The 15,495-nt window shown below is 41.5% G+C and carries 14 protein-coding genes and 1 riboswitch; all 14 genes read right to left on the bottom strand.

What is annotated here, in order from left to right; all coding sequences use genetic code 11:
* Positions 1–148: 148 nt before the first annotated feature.
* The 14 genes from PQ511_RS18415 to PQ511_RS18480 all read right to left on the bottom strand — a co-directional run bounded on the left by PQ511_RS18415 (position 149) and on the right by PQ511_RS18480 (position 15,495).
* Positions 149–1,363 (bottom strand): threonine synthase, encoded by a 1,215-nt coding sequence (locus PQ511_RS18415; protein ID WP_273853399.1) that lies wholly within the window; start codon positions 1,361–1,363, stop codon positions 149–151.
* Between the two features lie 81 nt (positions 1,364–1,444).
* A complete protein-coding gene (cysI, locus tag PQ511_RS18420) occupies positions 1,445–3,154 on the bottom strand; it encodes an assimilatory sulfite reductase (NADPH) hemoprotein subunit (protein ID WP_273853400.1) in 1,710 nt (569 codons plus the stop codon).
* A 22-nt stretch (positions 3,155–3,176) separates the two neighbouring features.
* Positions 3,177–4,985: an assimilatory sulfite reductase (NADPH) flavoprotein subunit gene (locus PQ511_RS18425; protein ID WP_273853401.1), complete on the bottom strand. Its 1,809-nt coding sequence runs from the start codon at positions 4,983–4,985 to the stop codon at positions 3,177–3,179.
* 159 nt (positions 4,986–5,144) lie between these two features.
* Positions 5,145–5,256: riboswitch (SAM riboswitch) on the bottom strand.
* Between the two features lie 156 nt (positions 5,257–5,412).
* Complete coding sequence (locus PQ511_RS18430) at positions 5,413–5,784, bottom strand: hypothetical protein (protein WP_273853402.1); 372 nt, start codon at positions 5,782–5,784, stop codon at positions 5,413–5,415.
* Positions 5,771–6,037, bottom strand: a complete 267-nt coding sequence (locus tag PQ511_RS18435; RefSeq protein WP_273853403.1) for an Asp23/Gls24 family envelope stress response protein — start codon at positions 6,035–6,037, stop codon at positions 5,771–5,773. Before PQ511_RS18435 ends, PQ511_RS18430 begins: the two co-directional genes overlap by 14 nt.
* Before the next feature lie 22 nt (positions 6,038–6,059).
* Positions 6,060–6,872, bottom strand: a complete 813-nt coding sequence (locus PQ511_RS18440) for an ABC transporter ATP-binding protein (protein WP_273853404.1) — start codon at positions 6,870–6,872, stop codon at positions 6,060–6,062.
* A 26-nt stretch (positions 6,873–6,898) separates the two neighbouring features.
* Entirely contained in the window at positions 6,899–7,753 is an 855-nt protein-coding gene (locus tag PQ511_RS18445) for an MBL fold metallo-hydrolase (protein WP_273853405.1), read from the bottom strand.
* A gap of 121 nt (positions 7,754–7,874) precedes the next feature.
* Positions 7,875–9,383, bottom strand: coding sequence for a M1 family metallopeptidase (locus tag PQ511_RS18450; RefSeq protein WP_273853406.1), 1,509 nt, complete (start codon positions 9,381–9,383; stop codon positions 7,875–7,877).
* Between the two features lie 256 nt (positions 9,384–9,639).
* Positions 9,640–10,557, bottom strand: a complete 918-nt coding sequence (locus PQ511_RS18455) for an aldo/keto reductase (RefSeq protein WP_273853407.1) — start codon at positions 10,555–10,557, stop codon at positions 9,640–9,642.
* 104 nt (positions 10,558–10,661) lie between these two features.
* Positions 10,662–11,582: an ABC transporter ATP-binding protein gene (locus PQ511_RS18460; protein ID WP_273853408.1), complete on the bottom strand. Its 921-nt coding sequence runs from the start codon at positions 11,580–11,582 to the stop codon at positions 10,662–10,664.
* Positions 11,582–12,274 (bottom strand): ABC transporter permease, encoded by a 693-nt coding sequence (locus tag PQ511_RS18465; protein ID WP_273853410.1) that lies wholly within the window; start codon positions 12,272–12,274, stop codon positions 11,582–11,584. Before PQ511_RS18465 ends, PQ511_RS18460 begins: the two co-directional genes overlap by 1 nt.
* A gap of 51 nt (positions 12,275–12,325) precedes the next feature.
* Entirely contained in the window at positions 12,326–13,798 is a 1,473-nt protein-coding gene (locus PQ511_RS18470) for a PH domain-containing protein (protein WP_273853411.1), read from the bottom strand.
* A complete protein-coding gene (locus PQ511_RS18475) occupies positions 13,798–14,295 on the bottom strand; it encodes a PH domain-containing protein (RefSeq protein WP_273853413.1) in 498 nt (165 codons plus the stop codon). Before PQ511_RS18475 ends, PQ511_RS18470 begins: the two co-directional genes overlap by 1 nt.
* 12 nt (positions 14,296–14,307) lie before the next feature.
* Positions 14,308–15,495: a DUF418 domain-containing protein gene (locus tag PQ511_RS18480; protein WP_273853414.1), complete on the bottom strand. Its 1,188-nt coding sequence runs from the start codon at positions 15,493–15,495 to the stop codon at positions 14,308–14,310.

Raw genomic sequence — 15,495 nt, forward strand, 5'->3', positions numbered from 1 at the left:
ATAAAGCGTTACAACCATAGAAGATATCAATGGGGATTAAATAAAATGACCCCGGTTCAATACCGAGGTCACTTACTAGCAGCATAGGTCCTTTTTATAAACTGTCCAAATTATAGGTTACAGTTCAATAAGGACGGGGCTCCTATCGTTATGATTTGATACGTTCAAAAGGCTCCATCGTTTTCACATCTACTTCAAACGCCTCCGGATATTTTATCCCGAGACCCGTATTCAAACAAACGACCTGTTCCTCTTCTTTTATCCAACCATGTTTTTTGAGAGTTTCGGCTGCTGCAAACGTAGCGGCACCTTCCGGACATATAAATTGCCCCTCTAGACGAGCAACCTCCCTTTGCGATGCACGGATCTCTTCTTCTGAAACGGCAATCGCACAGCCATTCGTTTGGTAGATTGCGTCCAGAACAAGAAAATCGCCAATGGCTTTTGGAACATTAATCCCAAACGCAAGTGTGGTTGAATTCTCCCAGAACTCCGATTCTGTTTTCCCTTCATCGAACGCTTTCACGATGGGCGCACAGCCTTCTGCTTGAACTGCAACTAATTTTGGAAGCTTCTCTTCTTTGATCCAACCGAGCTTCTGAAGCTCAAGAAACGCTTTATAAATGCCAATTAGGCCAACTCCTCCTCCTGTCGGATAAAGAATCACATCAGGAAGTTCCCAATTTAGCTGTTCCGCTATTTCATACCCCATTGTCTTTTTACCTTCAATACGATAGGGCTCTTTTAGCGTAGACGCATCATAATATCCTCGCTCTTTCACAAGATCACCTACGATTTTGCCTGCGTCACTAATCAAACCGTTCACAAGATAAAGATGAGCACCGGAAATACTTACTTCTTTTCTCGTCATTTCAGGAGCATCAACCGGCATCACAATATGAGCTTCTAATCCAGCCTTTGCAGCATAAAGCGACCAGGCAGCACCCGCGTTCCCATTTGTCGGCATCGCTAAGTTCTGAACACCAAGTTCTTTTGCTTTTGAAACCCCAACTGCCGCTCCTCTTGCTTTAAACGAGCCAGTCGGCACCATACCTTCATCTTTTATGTACAAGTTTGGAATCCCTATCTCCTCACCAAGCCTAGGGAGGAAGAGAAACGGCGTCATGCCTTCTTCAAAACTCACTTTATTTTCTATCTTTCTTATAGGAAGCAGCTCATGGTAGCGCCACAGGGACTGCTCCCGTTCTGCGATCATTTCCTTTGTAACGTGCTTCTTCACTTCATCAAGCTTATACTCAACGAGAAGTGGCGATCCACAAACACAGAGTTGTTGGATCGTATCGACATCATATGTTTCACTACACTTTGGACAAGTTAAATGGGATACTAAGCTATAAGTCATACTCGCACCTCCGTTTTTTTATAAAAAAAGTGAAACCCAAAGTTCACACGCGTGATCTTTGGGTTCTTTTTTGTGAATGCCTTAACTATGAAAATCAAGGCCTGATCGCACTGCTTCAACATATCCAGCTCGAATCACATAATCACCGAAATGCTCATTTTCCTCTTTTTCTTTTGCATAGTTAAATAGAATCGGTTTTAGCGAAGCAAGGATTTCTTCTTCACCAATGTTTTCTTTATAAAGCTTGCTTAATCGATCGCCTACAAATCCAGCACCCATATACATGTTGTACTTACCAGGCGCTTTTCCAATAAAAGCAATCTCCCCTAATGTGGGACGTGAACAGCTATTCGGACAGCCTGACATGCGAATCACAATCTCTTCTTCTCTAAGTCCCGCTTCATCCACGATCTCTTCGATTTTATCAATGAGAGAAGGCAAATAACGCTCAGCTTCAGCCATTGCTAAACCGCATGTCGGGAAAGCCACGCAGGCCATGGAATTACGGCGCAGTGCGGAATTTTGTTTCCCGTCTGTCAGACCGTATGCAGCGACAAGCTCATCAATTTCCGCTTTCTTTTCTTCTGAGACATTCGCTATGATAAGATTTTGATTTGGTGTTAGTCTAAAATCACCTGTATGAACTTTCGCAATTTCACGTAGTCCGGTCATAATCTGATAATCTTCTAGATCGACAATGCGACCATTTTGAATAAACAAGGTTAAGTGCCATTTGCCATCACCTTTAACCCACCCATAGCGATCGCCATTATGATCGAAATGGTAGGAGCGGGACTCTTCTAATTCATACCCGAGTCTACTATGCAATTCGTTACGAACCCAATCAAGTCCTCTTCGATCAATTGTATATTTAAAGCGAGCATTTTTTCGTTCTGATCGATTACCATAGTCACGCTGAATCGTAATGATCTTTTCTGCAACGTCTACAATTTGTTCAGGTGAACAAAAACCAATGATTCGCGACAGCTGCGGATACGTACTTGTATCACCATGCGTCATGCCCATTCCACCTCCTACGGCGACATTGAACCCTTGAAGTTTGCCATCTTCAAGAATCGCAATAAAGCCGAGATCCTGGGAGTAAATGTCCACGTCGTTTGATGGTGGAACCGCTACGCCAATCTTAAATTTTCGTGGTAAATAGTGTGGTCCATACATTGGCTCAATCTCTTCTTCTTTTCGATCAAGTACCTTTTCTTCATCTAACCAAATTTCATGGTAGGCGCGCGTTCTCGGTAACAGATCATCGCTTAGTTTCCTAGCCCATCCGTGCACTTCTGCATGAATATCGGATTGATACGGATTGGCGTTACACATCACGTTACGATTCACGTCGCCACAAGCTGCAAGGGAATCCATTAGGACAGAATCCATTGCCTGAATGCTCTTCTTCATATTCCATTTTAAAATTCCATGCATTTGAAAGGTTTGACGGGTTGTAAGCTTTAACGTACCGTTTCCATATCGATTCGCCAGATCATCCATCACTAACCACTGCTCCGGAGTCGCAACGCCCCCGGGCAATCGGACGCGAACCATAAACTGATAAGCTGGTTCAAGCTTCTGCTGCTTCCGCTCCTGACGAATATCACGATCGTCCTGCATATAACTTCCATGGAACTTTAATAACTTTGTATCCGCATCGGGAATGGAGGCTGTTATCGGATCTGCAAAGCTTTCCACAAGAGAACCTCGTAAATAGCGGCTTTCATCTTTGATTTTTTCCATTTCACTCGGGTTTCCGTCTTTCGTTACCGATTTATTCGTCATAATCAAACTCCTTCCATCACGCTTAGTACACATCACGCTGATAGCGTTTCGCGTTTCGCAGATCCGCTAAATAAGCCTCTGCTTCAGACTCACTCAAGTTGCCTTGCTCCTCAAGAATGTTGACAAGTGCAATATGAACATCTTTTGCCATATATTTCTCATCCCCACATACGTAAATGTGTGCTCCTTTCTGAAGCCACTCGTATAGTTCTTTACTTCGCTCACGCATGCGATGCTGCACATACACTTTTTCCTCCGTATCACGTGAAAAAGCCACATCCATACGTGTCAGCACCCCCTCTTTTAACCACTTTTGCCATTCGACCTGGTACAGAAAATCGGTGACAAAGTGCTGTTCACCAAAGAACAACCACGTATTGCCACTTGCGCCAGTTTCTTCTCGCTCCTGTAGAAAAGCACGATACGGTGCTACTCCAGTACCTGCTCCGATCATGATGACAGGTGTATCTGGATTGTTTGGCAACCTAAAATTCTCGTTCCGCTGAACAAAAATCGGCAATTGATCTCCTGGCTGTGAGCGCTCAGCGCATTGTCCTGAACAAACACCCGTCCGAGCGCGACCGTGTGCGTCATATCGTAGCGCTCCAATTGTAAGGTGAACTTCGTCTTCACTTGCTTTCGGACTGCTTGCAATCGAGTAAAGACGGACTGGTATTTTACGTAATACCTTCACAAATTCCTCTGCAGTGATTTTCCAAGGTCCGTAATCTTTCACAAGATCAATAAGATCTCTTCCATAAATATATGTCTTAAGCTCTTCTCCTTCGGCCTTCACCATCTTAAGAAGCTCTGCGCTCTTCGTAAGCTCCGCAATCTTTTTAAGTAATGGTTTTGTGAGACTTGTAATCTCATACGTCTTCGTCAACGCTTCCTGAAGAGACTGCACGTCTCCTTGCTTGTTTATCACCACCTCGCTGTCTTGGTCCCAATTCATTTCTTCCATCAGTTGAAGCACAAGCGCGGTATCATTTTCAGGATAAATCCCAAGACTGTCGCCTGGTTCGTATACGAGATTGGATCCTTCAAGATCAAGCTCAAGATGACGCGTTTCTTTATTTGATCCTCGTCCGTTCAAATTGATATTCTCTAAGATCTCTGCTTTAAACGGATTCGTTCTAGAATAGGACTGACTCGTTTTCGTCACTCCTTCTTTAGTCGGCGCTTCACTTGTTATCTGAGATTCGTTCAGCACGCCCATTACGCCTTCAAACCATTCCTCTGCAGGCTCTTCAAAATCAAGGTCACAATCGACACGAGGATATAGTCGAGTAGCTCCTAATTCTTCCAGACGTCTGTCAAAATCTTTCCCAGTTTGACAGAAAAATTCATACGAGCTATCTCCAAGTGATAGGATAGAAAATCTAAGTTCTCCTAATTCTGGAGCGCGCTTACTTTGGATAAAGTCATAAAAGCTTAAGGCGTTATCAGGAGGATCCCCGTCTCCGTGCGTACTTGTAATCAATAAAAGGTCTTCTACTTTCTTAAGTGACTTTGGTTTAAAATCATCAAGGGATGAAAGTTTGACCTGATACTTATCATTCTCAAGACGCTCAAAAAAAGATTCTGCCAGCGCCTGGCAATTTCCCGTATGAGAGCCATATAGAATCGTGATTTCACGCGTTTTCGGTTCCTTCACTGAGAACGCCTCTTCCGCTGAAGGTGTTTCAGTAGCCGCTGCTGCTTCGGCTCCCGGAACTGAAAGGTACCCGCTCAGCCAAATTTTTTGCGTTTCATTTAACGTTGGTAATAGACGATTTAAAAGTTCGGTTTGTTCTTGATCAAAAGGACTATTCATAACCTGCAAATGCAATACAATCCACCTCACCTATTTAATTCAATGTAATACAAGTTGTTTACCCGGATTTATAGCCGTATGAATTCAAAGCATGCTCCTTTCTTGTATAATGAACACTAAAAAACCTCTCTTCTTTAAGCATAAGAAGAAAGGTTTGTAAGAACAGCGCCAATCTCCTTATCTTTCAGGATTCCCCTGCTGGATTTGGCACAGTATGAGTTGACGATTCAACTCATCGGTTGCCGAGGCTTCAAAGGGCCAGTCCCTCCACCTCTCTTGATAAGAAATGTTGCTATAAAGTTTTGATAACAATGATTGTTTCAAATCATATCTTTTGTTTCATAAAATGTCAACGTATTATTAGAAAATTATCACCATTCAATTAAATGAAACATGGTGATAGCAAACAGTCATTAAGAAAAATGAGTCAAATGATTTAGGTCTATTTTCGCGACAGCTGATGCTTCTTTTTGAGTTGAATGAATTCAATCACATTGACGATAATGAAAAGGAGAATCAATCCCACATTGATCTCGATCGAGTAATGAAAGGGGACGACTAGTAAGAGAATAGCCATGAGAGAAAGTGTAGCGGTTCGTGTTACAACTCCCTTGAGGGAAGTTGTTCTCGGCTTCCCTTGCAGCCACTTCTGAAGGTTCAACCCAACGCCCGTGATGGCAATGCCCATACAAGCGGAATAGGCCCAAAGCGGTAGATTGTACTTTACCATCAAGATTGTAGTCGATAGCAAAATCGTCAGTACCACATATCGAATAGTGATTTCTTTATAAGTGAGTGAGTTAAAATTTTTCATTTTGATCCATCTTTTGCTGTGGTTCAGGCGTATTTTCCATCTCACGGGAAACACGTTCAACCTTATTCATGTTGAAAAACCAGAGAATGCTCATGAAGAAATAATAGATTCCAAGAATGGAAAGGGTATCTGTAACACTTTCAATAAGAGGAAAATCCGACAAATAGTACTTCCACAGAATACTTCCTATTACAAATCCTAGTGGGCTTATAATATAAAACCAACCGTACATTAGTTTATTAAATCGTTTCATGAAACCTCCTTATCGATAACTTTTATCTAACTGTTGACTCCTCCTCATTTGGTATAACTTGAACCCACGCACGCCCTTTGTTCCACGTCACGTTGAGCGGTAGATTCATGCTTTTACTTAGATTTCCGGATGTGATGACATCCTCTTTGTTTCCTTTTGCCGCAATCGTTCCATTTTCCATTAACATCGCATGAGTGAAGGCAGGAGGAATTTCTTCAATATGGTGCGTAATGTAGATCATTGTTGGACTATTTTCCTGTTTTGCAAGTCGCTCCACTTGACCTAAGAGCTTTTCACGTGAATACAAATCAAGACCCGTACACGGTTCATCTAGAATAAGTAGCTTTGGTGAAGCCATTAAGGCTCGCGTAATCAGAATTTTTTGCTTTTCTCCTTGAGAGCAGATCTGAAAGGGCTTATGATGCAAATGCTGCAATCCCCACTCTTTCATGAGTTTCTCCGCCTGCACTTTATCCTCTTCTGTCACATGCTCATAAAGACCAGCGGAAGCAAATTTCCCACTCATCACAACTTCTGTTACCTCTTGCATGGGTGAGATTCGTTCAGTAAAAGCACTGCTAACCCATCCAATCGATCTTCTCAGTTTATTCAAATCGGTTTGTCCTAGTCGTTGACCAAACACTTCGATAACCGGGGAATACCGAAGCAGCGGCCAGATCCCACCATAAATTAATTGAAGCAGCGTCGTTTTACCTGAGCCATTTAACCCTATGATCGCCTGGTGCTGGCCGTGCTCAATCGTAAAAGAAATATCAGATAAGATCATTTGATTCTGTCGCTGATAATACGCGTTTTCAACATGAACAATGGCCAACTGCCTTCCCTCCTTTTGCAAAGCTTTTAGAGATGATACCCGTTTACGAATTCTTGAATCACTTCAAGTTCTTCTTCATCTAGCTTTCTTCCAACGCTTTTCTCAAAAGCTACTTGCATCTTTTGCTGATTCCCGCTCCACACATCCGTAAGGGAAGAAACCTTTCGTAGAAGTTTCACTTCTTTCGCAAACGCTTCGATTGTCATGGCTTCACCGTGTGAGAGAATGACCCATTCGGCCTCAAAGCCTTCTAGTACATCAAGCAGTCGGTTTGTCGTCTTCACCGTGTAGTTCGTTTTACTAGAAAAAATATCAGGATAAAAGCAGTCGCCCAAAAATAGAATTTTTTCTTCTTTTATGTAAACGACAACCGAGTCAGCCGCATGGTCTCCGCCAACATGTTGAAGGACACACGTCACGCCACCTAAATCGATTTCTAGCTTTTCTTCAAAGGTTACCGTCGGAAGCGTAACCGTTATATCACGATGATTCATAAATTCCTTCTTAATGGCGGTTGCACAAAATTCAATTTCCGTTCCTTCTTCTACACGCTGATCAAGAGCTGCATCAGACCATGATAAGGGAAGAAGCTTTGCCATTTCTTCTTTCGTTTGAAAAGAAGAAATCGAAACCGTATCTCTTAGCGCGGATAACCCAAATATATGATCCCAATGCCAGTGGGTAAGTGCTACCATATCAGGTCTTTTAAGCCCGCGGTGTGAAAGCTCCTCTAGAAAATAACTCGCATGAGCTTCTGAATTTCCTGCGTCAATCATGAATGACTTTTCATCTCCGACTACCATCCCTAGAATCGGTCGGTCTGTTTCTGAAACCGGCGTTTGATAATAAAAGCGATTCCCAATTTGTTTCAATTGCTGCATGATAGACCCTCCGTTACGTTTAGTGAAGCTATTATTTCTATCATACCATTTTAAATAGCGCCTGCTTACATCATCAGAAAAGCGATCACACCGATGAGGTATGATCGCTCTGTTCTTCAGTCTATTCCTGATCCGACAAATAGACGCGGTGCTCTCTGAAAAACGGCATTAAATCACGATCTGTTGATTTTTCCATTGAAGAAATAAAATCTTTCGTAGTCGATACACCAAACTTTTGTTGTTTGAAATAACGCTGCATAGCATCGTAAAAAACTTTGTTTCCAAGCTCCTGACGAAGGTCGTTGATCGTACTTGAGCCATAGTCGTAGATCATATAATAGTAAGCATTAATGCCTCCTTCATCTGCTCTCGCTGTGAAGTCAGCAATTTGACTTGATAAATGGTAATCTTGATCAGGATGTGGCGCTACGTCAAGCTCATCCAATTCGTCATCGTACAGAGCTGCGGCAAAGCTTGCGAATGATTCATCGAGCCACGGCTCATCATACTCATTGTTTCCAATAATGCCATAGAACCACTGGTGACCAATTTCATGTGCGTTAACGGACTTTGCCCACTCAAGCGGGCGATCTCCAGCAAGACTAATCATCACAAGCTGAGGATATTCCATCCCGCCAAACCAACCTTCCATCGTCACAATATCCAGTTCGGGCCACGGGTATTTTCCAAATTTCTCACTAAATAGTTCAAGGCTATCTACTCCCGATTCTAGTAGCGACGCAGCATACTTCGCGTGATCACTAGAATAGTAGACATTCACTTTTATACCCTTTACTTTCGAAGAAATGACACGATAATTCGGATTCATTTCCATCGCAAAGTCACGAACATCTTTCGCCTTATAGCGATGCGTCGCTTGATTTCCTTTAATAACAGGTTTTCCAACTTCTTCTCCTGTTGCTGCGATGACTTGATCCTTATCGGTTTTCACGGTTACATCATACTTTCCAGAGAGCGAATAGAACGCTTCCCCATACGGATAATATGGATCGACATTCCACCCTTCATCATCGTAGACGCTTAAGATCGGGAACCAGTTTCCTAGAGAGACCGTCTCCCCATACCACCCAAATCGATCCTGCTGTTCTGGCAAGCTAACATTAAAGTTCATCGTTACCGTGGATTTCTTATTTTTCTCAAGTGAAAGATTTTGGATATGTAACGCCGTTTCATTCACCTCAAATTTTGCTTTCTTTCCATTCACCTTAATTTTGGAGACATCCATGCTTCCTCCGTTTTCTTCAAACGTTTCGGCATTTCCCCAAAGATTGAAATACAGCTCACTGAGATTGTTTTTAATGTTGTTCTTAAACGTAACCTCTAGTTTTCCCTTAACCTCGTGAGTAGTCGAATTGTAAGTCACATCCATTACATATGATGGCTTTGCTGGCCCAAGTACGCCTTCCTTTTTCGAAGGCTTTTGTAACTGAAAGGGCTTTTCAGGTAATGCGACACTTGGCGCTTCCGCCGGAACATATGCCCCATTCCCCTCAAGTGACCTTTCCTTCTGACTGGGCTCTGCTGCTGAAGCAGGTAATGCGAGTCCAATGAGTAAACTACTAGCCGCTACTCCTTGTATTAGTGGCTTCATCCATCTTTTCCAATTCACACAAATCCCTCCTTAATTTATCTCATCTAAGGAGTTCTTGCTTTAAATCCCACTTCCCTTGCATCCAAATGCTTATTTATGGAAAAATTATCTAGTTAAATCGTCAGGTATTCTACTAAAACAGCGCAAAGTTCATAGGTAAATTGTCTACGTTGGTGATCGATTGTCAGAATCGGTGGATCGCCTCTAGTTCATGGGAATTCAATAAAAAAAGCGTCATTCCTTTTAGGAAAAACGACGCTTTTTGTGAGCTATATTAAGGAAGCTTATTACCTGCAGCACGGTAAAGCTCATACCATTCTTCTCTTGTTAACTCCATATCTGATGCTTTAGAAATATCCTTTAATCGCTCAGGATTCATTGTGCCGACAACCGGCTGAATATTCGCTGGGTGACGCAAAATCCATGCAATCGCAATGGTTGAGTCTGTGACATTGTATTTCTCAGCTAGCTCCTGAAGCTTTGCATTCACTTCTGGAAAAGCATCATTTCCAACAAAAGGCCCTTCAATCATCCCATGCTGGAAAGGTGACCAGGCTTGAATCGTAATGTCATTCAAACGACAATACTCAAGAACATTACTGTCGCGCACGATCGCTGGTTCATTTTGCATGTTCACATTAAAACCTGCATCAATCATCGGCGTATGTACAACACTTAATTGAAGCTGATTGATAATAAGATCGTCCTTGATATACTTTTTCAACAATTCCATTTGCATCGGATTCTGATTGCTTACCCCAAAGTGACGTACTTTCCCACTTTCCTTTAAACGTGAAAAGGCTTCCGCTACTTCTTCAGGCTCGAACAAAGCATCAGGACGATGTAAGAGTAACGTGTCAACATAGTCTGTTTTTAACCGACTTAGACTCCCATCAACAGATTCCAAAATATGATCTTTTGAGAAATCGAAAAACCCTTTTCGAATACCACATTTCGTTTGAATTTTCATTTTCTCACGTACATCATCGTTTGCAGAAATGGCGTTTGCGAATACTTCCTCCGATTTCCCACCGCCGTAGATGTCAGCATGATCAAATAAATCAACTCCATTGTCGATAGCATTTTCAATCACATATGCAGCATCCTTTTCACTAAGCTCACTCATGCGCATACAGCCTAATGAAATTTCCCCAACTTCTAACTCACTAGTCCCTAATTTCATCCTTTTCATCTAAATCACCTCATTTTGTTGATACTGCTATCCTATCATTGGAAGAAAAGAATAGGAATTTATTTACTCTGTTACGCCGTTTCTTCTCGACCCATCATCGAGTTTCATGAGGCTGACCGCTGATTTTCACCGATCTTAATAAAAATTTCTTCAAGGGATGGTTCATCCACTACGATCCGAAAAACATCCACATTCGCATGCAAAAAGCTTCGATTAATCTCTGGAATAAGCCATTCACCATCAACCGTGAGAGTTGTTAAATTCTCCCCCCACTCAATAGCGCTAGCTAGGTCTTCTAATTGAGGTCTTAGCGAACTCATTTGCGTAGCATTCACCTGCGTATGCTTAAGAGACACGATTAATTTGTTTTGATGCTTATCTCTTAATTGCTGCATACTTCCTCGCACTGTTATAACACCCTGGTTCATGATCGCAATATCATCGCACAGCTTCTCAACCTCATCTAGATTATGAGAGGTTAAGAAAATGGTTGTACCCTCTTTAGAAATGTCTTGAATTAACCGATGAATCGTTAATACGGCGTTCGCATCTACTCCTGAGGTCGGTTCATCAAGAAAAAGAATGTCCGGTTTGTTGAGTAGAGCCTGCGCGATTCCCAGCTTCTTTTTCATACCAAAAGAAAATTTCTTTGCTTTTACGTTTGCGGCATCCTCTAATTCAACTCTTTGTAAAAGGTCAAGAAGTTCTGATTTTGTTAATTTCACATTCAAAAGTTTGCTAAAATATTTAAGGTGTTGCAAAGCTGTTAAATCATCATAAAACGTTGAGTAGTCTGGTAGAACGCCGATTTTTTGATTCTGATGATGTTGTTTTCCAAGAATGGTAAACGAGCCAGAACTAGGATGGATTAATCCCGCTAGCATGTTAATAAATGTCGACTTACCAGCTCCATTTTTACCCAAAAAACCAAAGACGCTCCCTTGTCCTACCTTTAGATCAATTTCATTGACTACTTTCTTACTCCCGTAGATTTTGGTTAATCCTTTTGTTTCTAAAGCGTACATTAAAAGTCCTTCTTTCTAATGAGTAATAGGCTCGCTAACACGAACAAAATAGGGAAGATCAACACAACGTATGTGTAGAAATGGTCACCTAAACTATAATAATAATAAGGCGTTACATAGCTTACTAGATCAATGAAGAAATTATCTGACCCCAGACTCCACAAGCCAATAATTGGGAATAGGATGGCGAGAAGGATTCCGAGAAACATAGTCATCCCAGGCTTTGGAATCAAGGTAGAAAGAAATATAGCAAGTCCTACAAAATAAAGGATAAAAATAAGAGCTTCCATAAACTGATTGAAATAAAACCCTTTTGTAAACGGAAGAATTAAGAGCGTAGCAACAAAAAGACACACGAACCAATACAGGGCGGTTCCAAGAAATTTACCAAGAACAATTTTCTCCCTCGAAACCTTTGTCGCTAGAAAACGGATGGTTCGTGAATGAATTTCCTGGTTAATCGCACTGTGAGAAAGGCTAGCAACGAATAACGGCCCGGCCGCGATCATAAGGAATAGCAAACCGCCCATGTAAACATCCCCGTCTAATCCACCAACTGCACCGAGAACATCTTTATATTTACTTATTAATTGTGCCATTCCTAGCGTTACACTAAAAATAAATAGAATAATAATAACTGAACGAATGCTTTTAAATAGATTTTGAAACTCTCTTAAACCAATTGTTACCATGATAAACCCCTTTTCTTCTCATTTTCTTTTTCCACTGCGTACCAATCCCTTCTATCTTTTTATGAATTCAACTTCCTTTCCTCTACCTTGATACCAGTGATAAAAGGAACCAGCGAGTTCATGAGGAACATCTTCAATCGCTGAATGATGGATCGGTTTTGAACGATTCACCAGATCAACGGAAGCCAATCCGAACCACTTTTGAACAAAGTTTCGCTTCACGCTGATTTCAATTACCTTGCTTCGCTTTGTTAGAAACAATGAGGTAGATAACCCTCCTGTTTTGAATTGAACAAAAGAGGCATTCAACGTGTATTTCGTATGCTTGTAATCCAAATATCGGATCACACTAACAATCAGAAGGAGGACCACCGAAAGAATCCACCATGGAATAGGTAAGACATTCGGCTTGAAATACCATAGGACCCCAGTTCCAATGATCCAGATAAAGCTTGGTTTCAGTAGTCGAATGAGCAAGGAGATTCGTGGCAGGCGATCCATCTTTCTTGTGATTTGATAGGATGGCAAGATTTCTTCAATCATGTCATAGGCTCGATGAACAGGTAAAAAAGGGTACAGGGAATTACTTTCAAGCTTTTGTTCATCAGATCGCGCTTCGCCAACACTCGTTAGTTTGACCTCTGCTAGACCCAATAAGCGCTTCAGCATCGTTTGATGAATTTCGATTGCCTGAACGCGATGTTTTGATATCGAAAACTTTGTCGCATCCAGCACCCCTTTTTGTATGTAAATGCGATCGGAATCCGATGCAATTTCAAACCCTCCGTACTTTAGAAACGTTCGACTAATCCCAAACGCAATCGATATGAGAATCACGAGAACGACAATCGTTGCAATAAGCCAGCCAGACTGTAATAGCTGAGAAACCAATCCCTCCGCATCTTCTTCAACTTCAAAAATGTCATCTAGTTTGGAATAAAAACTAGCAATCAAAGGAAGAAGGAAGAGAAAGCTTAGGGAAGTAAACGATGCTTTCAAGAGATCCTTTTTTTCAGCCCTAAAATGTACTTCTCTTTCTGCTTCCTCCTTTGTTTCTACTGTTACCACCGATTCTTCCGTCTCTTTTTTTGTACCTACACGCTCCTTCAGTTCATTTGCCTTGGCGCGAGACAGGATGTTAAATTCAACCGCCGCCTCGTCTCCCTTCATTCCTGTTTCAAAAATAATGGAAGTTGTTCCAGTTAAGCGGTGGAAAAAAGACGTATGTTCATTGATGTTTTCAATTTTGTTAAATGGAATGGTTCGTTTTGATTTGGTGAAGATCCCTTCCTTTAAATGAAAGGCATCCTCATCCAGCCTGTACTTATGGGTGAACCACTTTAAAACAATGCGAATGACGGAAAGTCCGAGAAGAAGAAGAACAGCCGGACGACCATAGACAAACAAAAAAGAATCCGACCCTCTTTTAATAAGGAAAAAGTACACAAGAAAGAAGATCGCACTCTTTCCAAGCTTCCAACTATCAAAAGCAATGATCCAGAGCGAGTATCTGTGATAACCCATCATTCTCCCTCCTCTGTTACCTTTGCATAGCGTGCAATAGTATCACGTAATTGAAAGGCTTCATCTTTCGATAAGGCAGGGATGAGATGGGACGAGCCCATTGTTTCGATGCTTAAAGCATACAACCGATAACGTCTTAAAATCGGACCCTGTTTTGTCGCAACGGATTGAACTTTGCTCATTGGTACAAGCTGGTGTTGTTCGTTGATTGCTCCGTGCCGCAGTTTCAAATATTCTTCGTCTATTTCGTACCGCCAGTGTTTGTATTTCAGTTTTGGGTGAAAGAATATATCCCAAATAGCCGTTATGACTGAAATCCCGGTGGCAACAAGAAGAAGCCATCCGACCCATTCCCACCATAAAAAACGATGGTCCAGGTAGAAGAGAACACCTAGAACTAGAAAGCCTATACCGTTTCCAATGATTTCATTTATTGTCCATACCTTTACGACGTCCTTGGATAATCTAAGATTTGGATTACTAATTTCTACTGCCATGCTGCCACTCCTCTAACTGACTTTCATTTCATCTTTTAATTGTCTTTTTTTCCTGCTTTGAAATGGATTTTCTAAGTAAACAACCGTCCGCATCACCTTTTCAAGCGGACCCTGTCTAAACCGTTTTAAGAAGAACACACTTCCTACAACCTGAAGAGTGAAAAGTCCAACTCCAAAGAGAATGGAAAGAAGCACACCCATTCGTCCAAACAAACCGAATCCATAGCCATAGAAAACCGAAGTACATACAACCGTTTGTAAGATGTAGTTTGTTAACGAGAGTTTGCCTAAGCTTTCAAATCCGTAAAAAACTTGACCATGACGTGAGTTGCTATATAAGTAGCTAAATAAACCTATGTAGCCGATGGATAAAACACTTCCACCGATTAAGCTCATATCTGGTAACCAAATAATCTCTTTTGATAGGTAGAAGGATGCTTTCAAGAACAGTCCGATCGGAACACAACTACTCGCTATGTATTGAAAAAGCTTTTGTCTCGAGACTTGAAGCCAGCCAACATGCGCTCCGTACATCCCAAGAAGCATCATCGGAAGAATAAGAATGGGCATAAACAAGACAACAATAAACGCTTCCCCTCCACTCATTTCCATGGGATCCACATCGTTTCGGTGGTTTTTTATCATTTCATAAGAGCCCGATCCATAAATTGTCATCGTATCTTTTAGGTAAACATCGATGTTATCTTCACTTATGAGCGCCTCTTCTTCACCCCCTATGAAACTAATAAGGGTTATGATGGAAAACAGCACCACACACCATACGAGAATGGTCTTTCGCTTTCGATTGGTAAAAAACAGAAGGAGCATGCCCATTGCGCCATAAAGAAGTAAAATATCTCCCTCCCAAAGGAAGGTAGCATGCAGCACACCGAATGCGATTAAAACGAGGAATCTTCGAAAAAGATGCCACTTGACGCGACGGTTTTTTTCTTTTAACCGATTGCTCATCAAAATCAATGAATACCCAAATAAAAATGTAAAAATCGGCATAAACGAGTTTTCAATCAACATTTTAATCGCTACATATCCCCCATAATCCAAAGACGATAACTGAAAAAATGAAATCTCATCTTTCCCGAAAATACCATATTGAAAGATTAAAAGGTTTGCGATTAGGATCCCAAATAAACTCCAGCCTCGCAGTGCATCTACTAGACCGTTTCTTTCCCCCCCCACCAT

This window comes from Guptibacillus spartinae (assembly GCF_028610625.1).
Lineage (GTDB): Bacteria > Bacillota > Bacilli > Bacillales > Guptibacillaceae > Guptibacillus > Guptibacillus spartinae.

Excerpts from the sequence above, each read along its gene's own strand:
- PQ511_RS18435 (WP_273853403.1), bottom strand. The coding sequence starts at position 6,037 with ATGAAACGATTTAATAAACTAATGTACGGTTGGTTTTATATTATAAGC.
- PQ511_RS18475 (WP_273853413.1), bottom strand. The coding sequence starts at position 14,295 with ATGGCAGTAGAAATTAGTAATCCAAATCTTAGATTATCCAAGGACGTC.
- PQ511_RS18460 (WP_273853408.1), bottom strand. The coding sequence starts at position 11,582 with ATGTACGCTTTAGAAACAAAAGGATTAACCAAAATCTACGGGAGTAAG.
- PQ511_RS18480 (WP_273853414.1), bottom strand. The coding sequence starts at position 15,495 with ATGGTGGGGGGGGAAAGAAACGGTCTAGTAGATGCACTGCGAGGCTGG.
- PQ511_RS18415 (WP_273853399.1), bottom strand. The coding sequence starts at position 1,363 with ATGACTTATAGCTTAGTATCCCATTTAACTTGTCCAAAGTGTAGTGAA.
- PQ511_RS18430 (WP_273853402.1), bottom strand. The coding sequence starts at position 5,784 with ATGAAAAATTTTAACTCACTCACTTATAAAGAAATCACTATTCGATAT.
- cysI (WP_273853400.1), bottom strand. The coding sequence starts at position 3,154 with ATGACGAATAAATCGGTAACGAAAGACGGAAACCCGAGTGAAATGGAA.
- PQ511_RS18455 (WP_273853407.1), bottom strand. The coding sequence starts at position 10,557 with ATGAAAAGGATGAAATTAGGGACTAGTGAGTTAGAAGTTGGGGAAATT.
- PQ511_RS18470 (WP_273853411.1), bottom strand. The coding sequence starts at position 13,798 with ATGGGTTATCACAGATACTCGCTCTGGATCATTGCTTTTGATAGTTGG.
- PQ511_RS18465 (WP_273853410.1), bottom strand. The coding sequence starts at position 12,274 with ATGGTAACAATTGGTTTAAGAGAGTTTCAAAATCTATTTAAAAGCATT.
- PQ511_RS18445 (WP_273853405.1), bottom strand. The coding sequence starts at position 7,753 with ATGCAGCAATTGAAACAAATTGGGAATCGCTTTTATTATCAAACGCCG.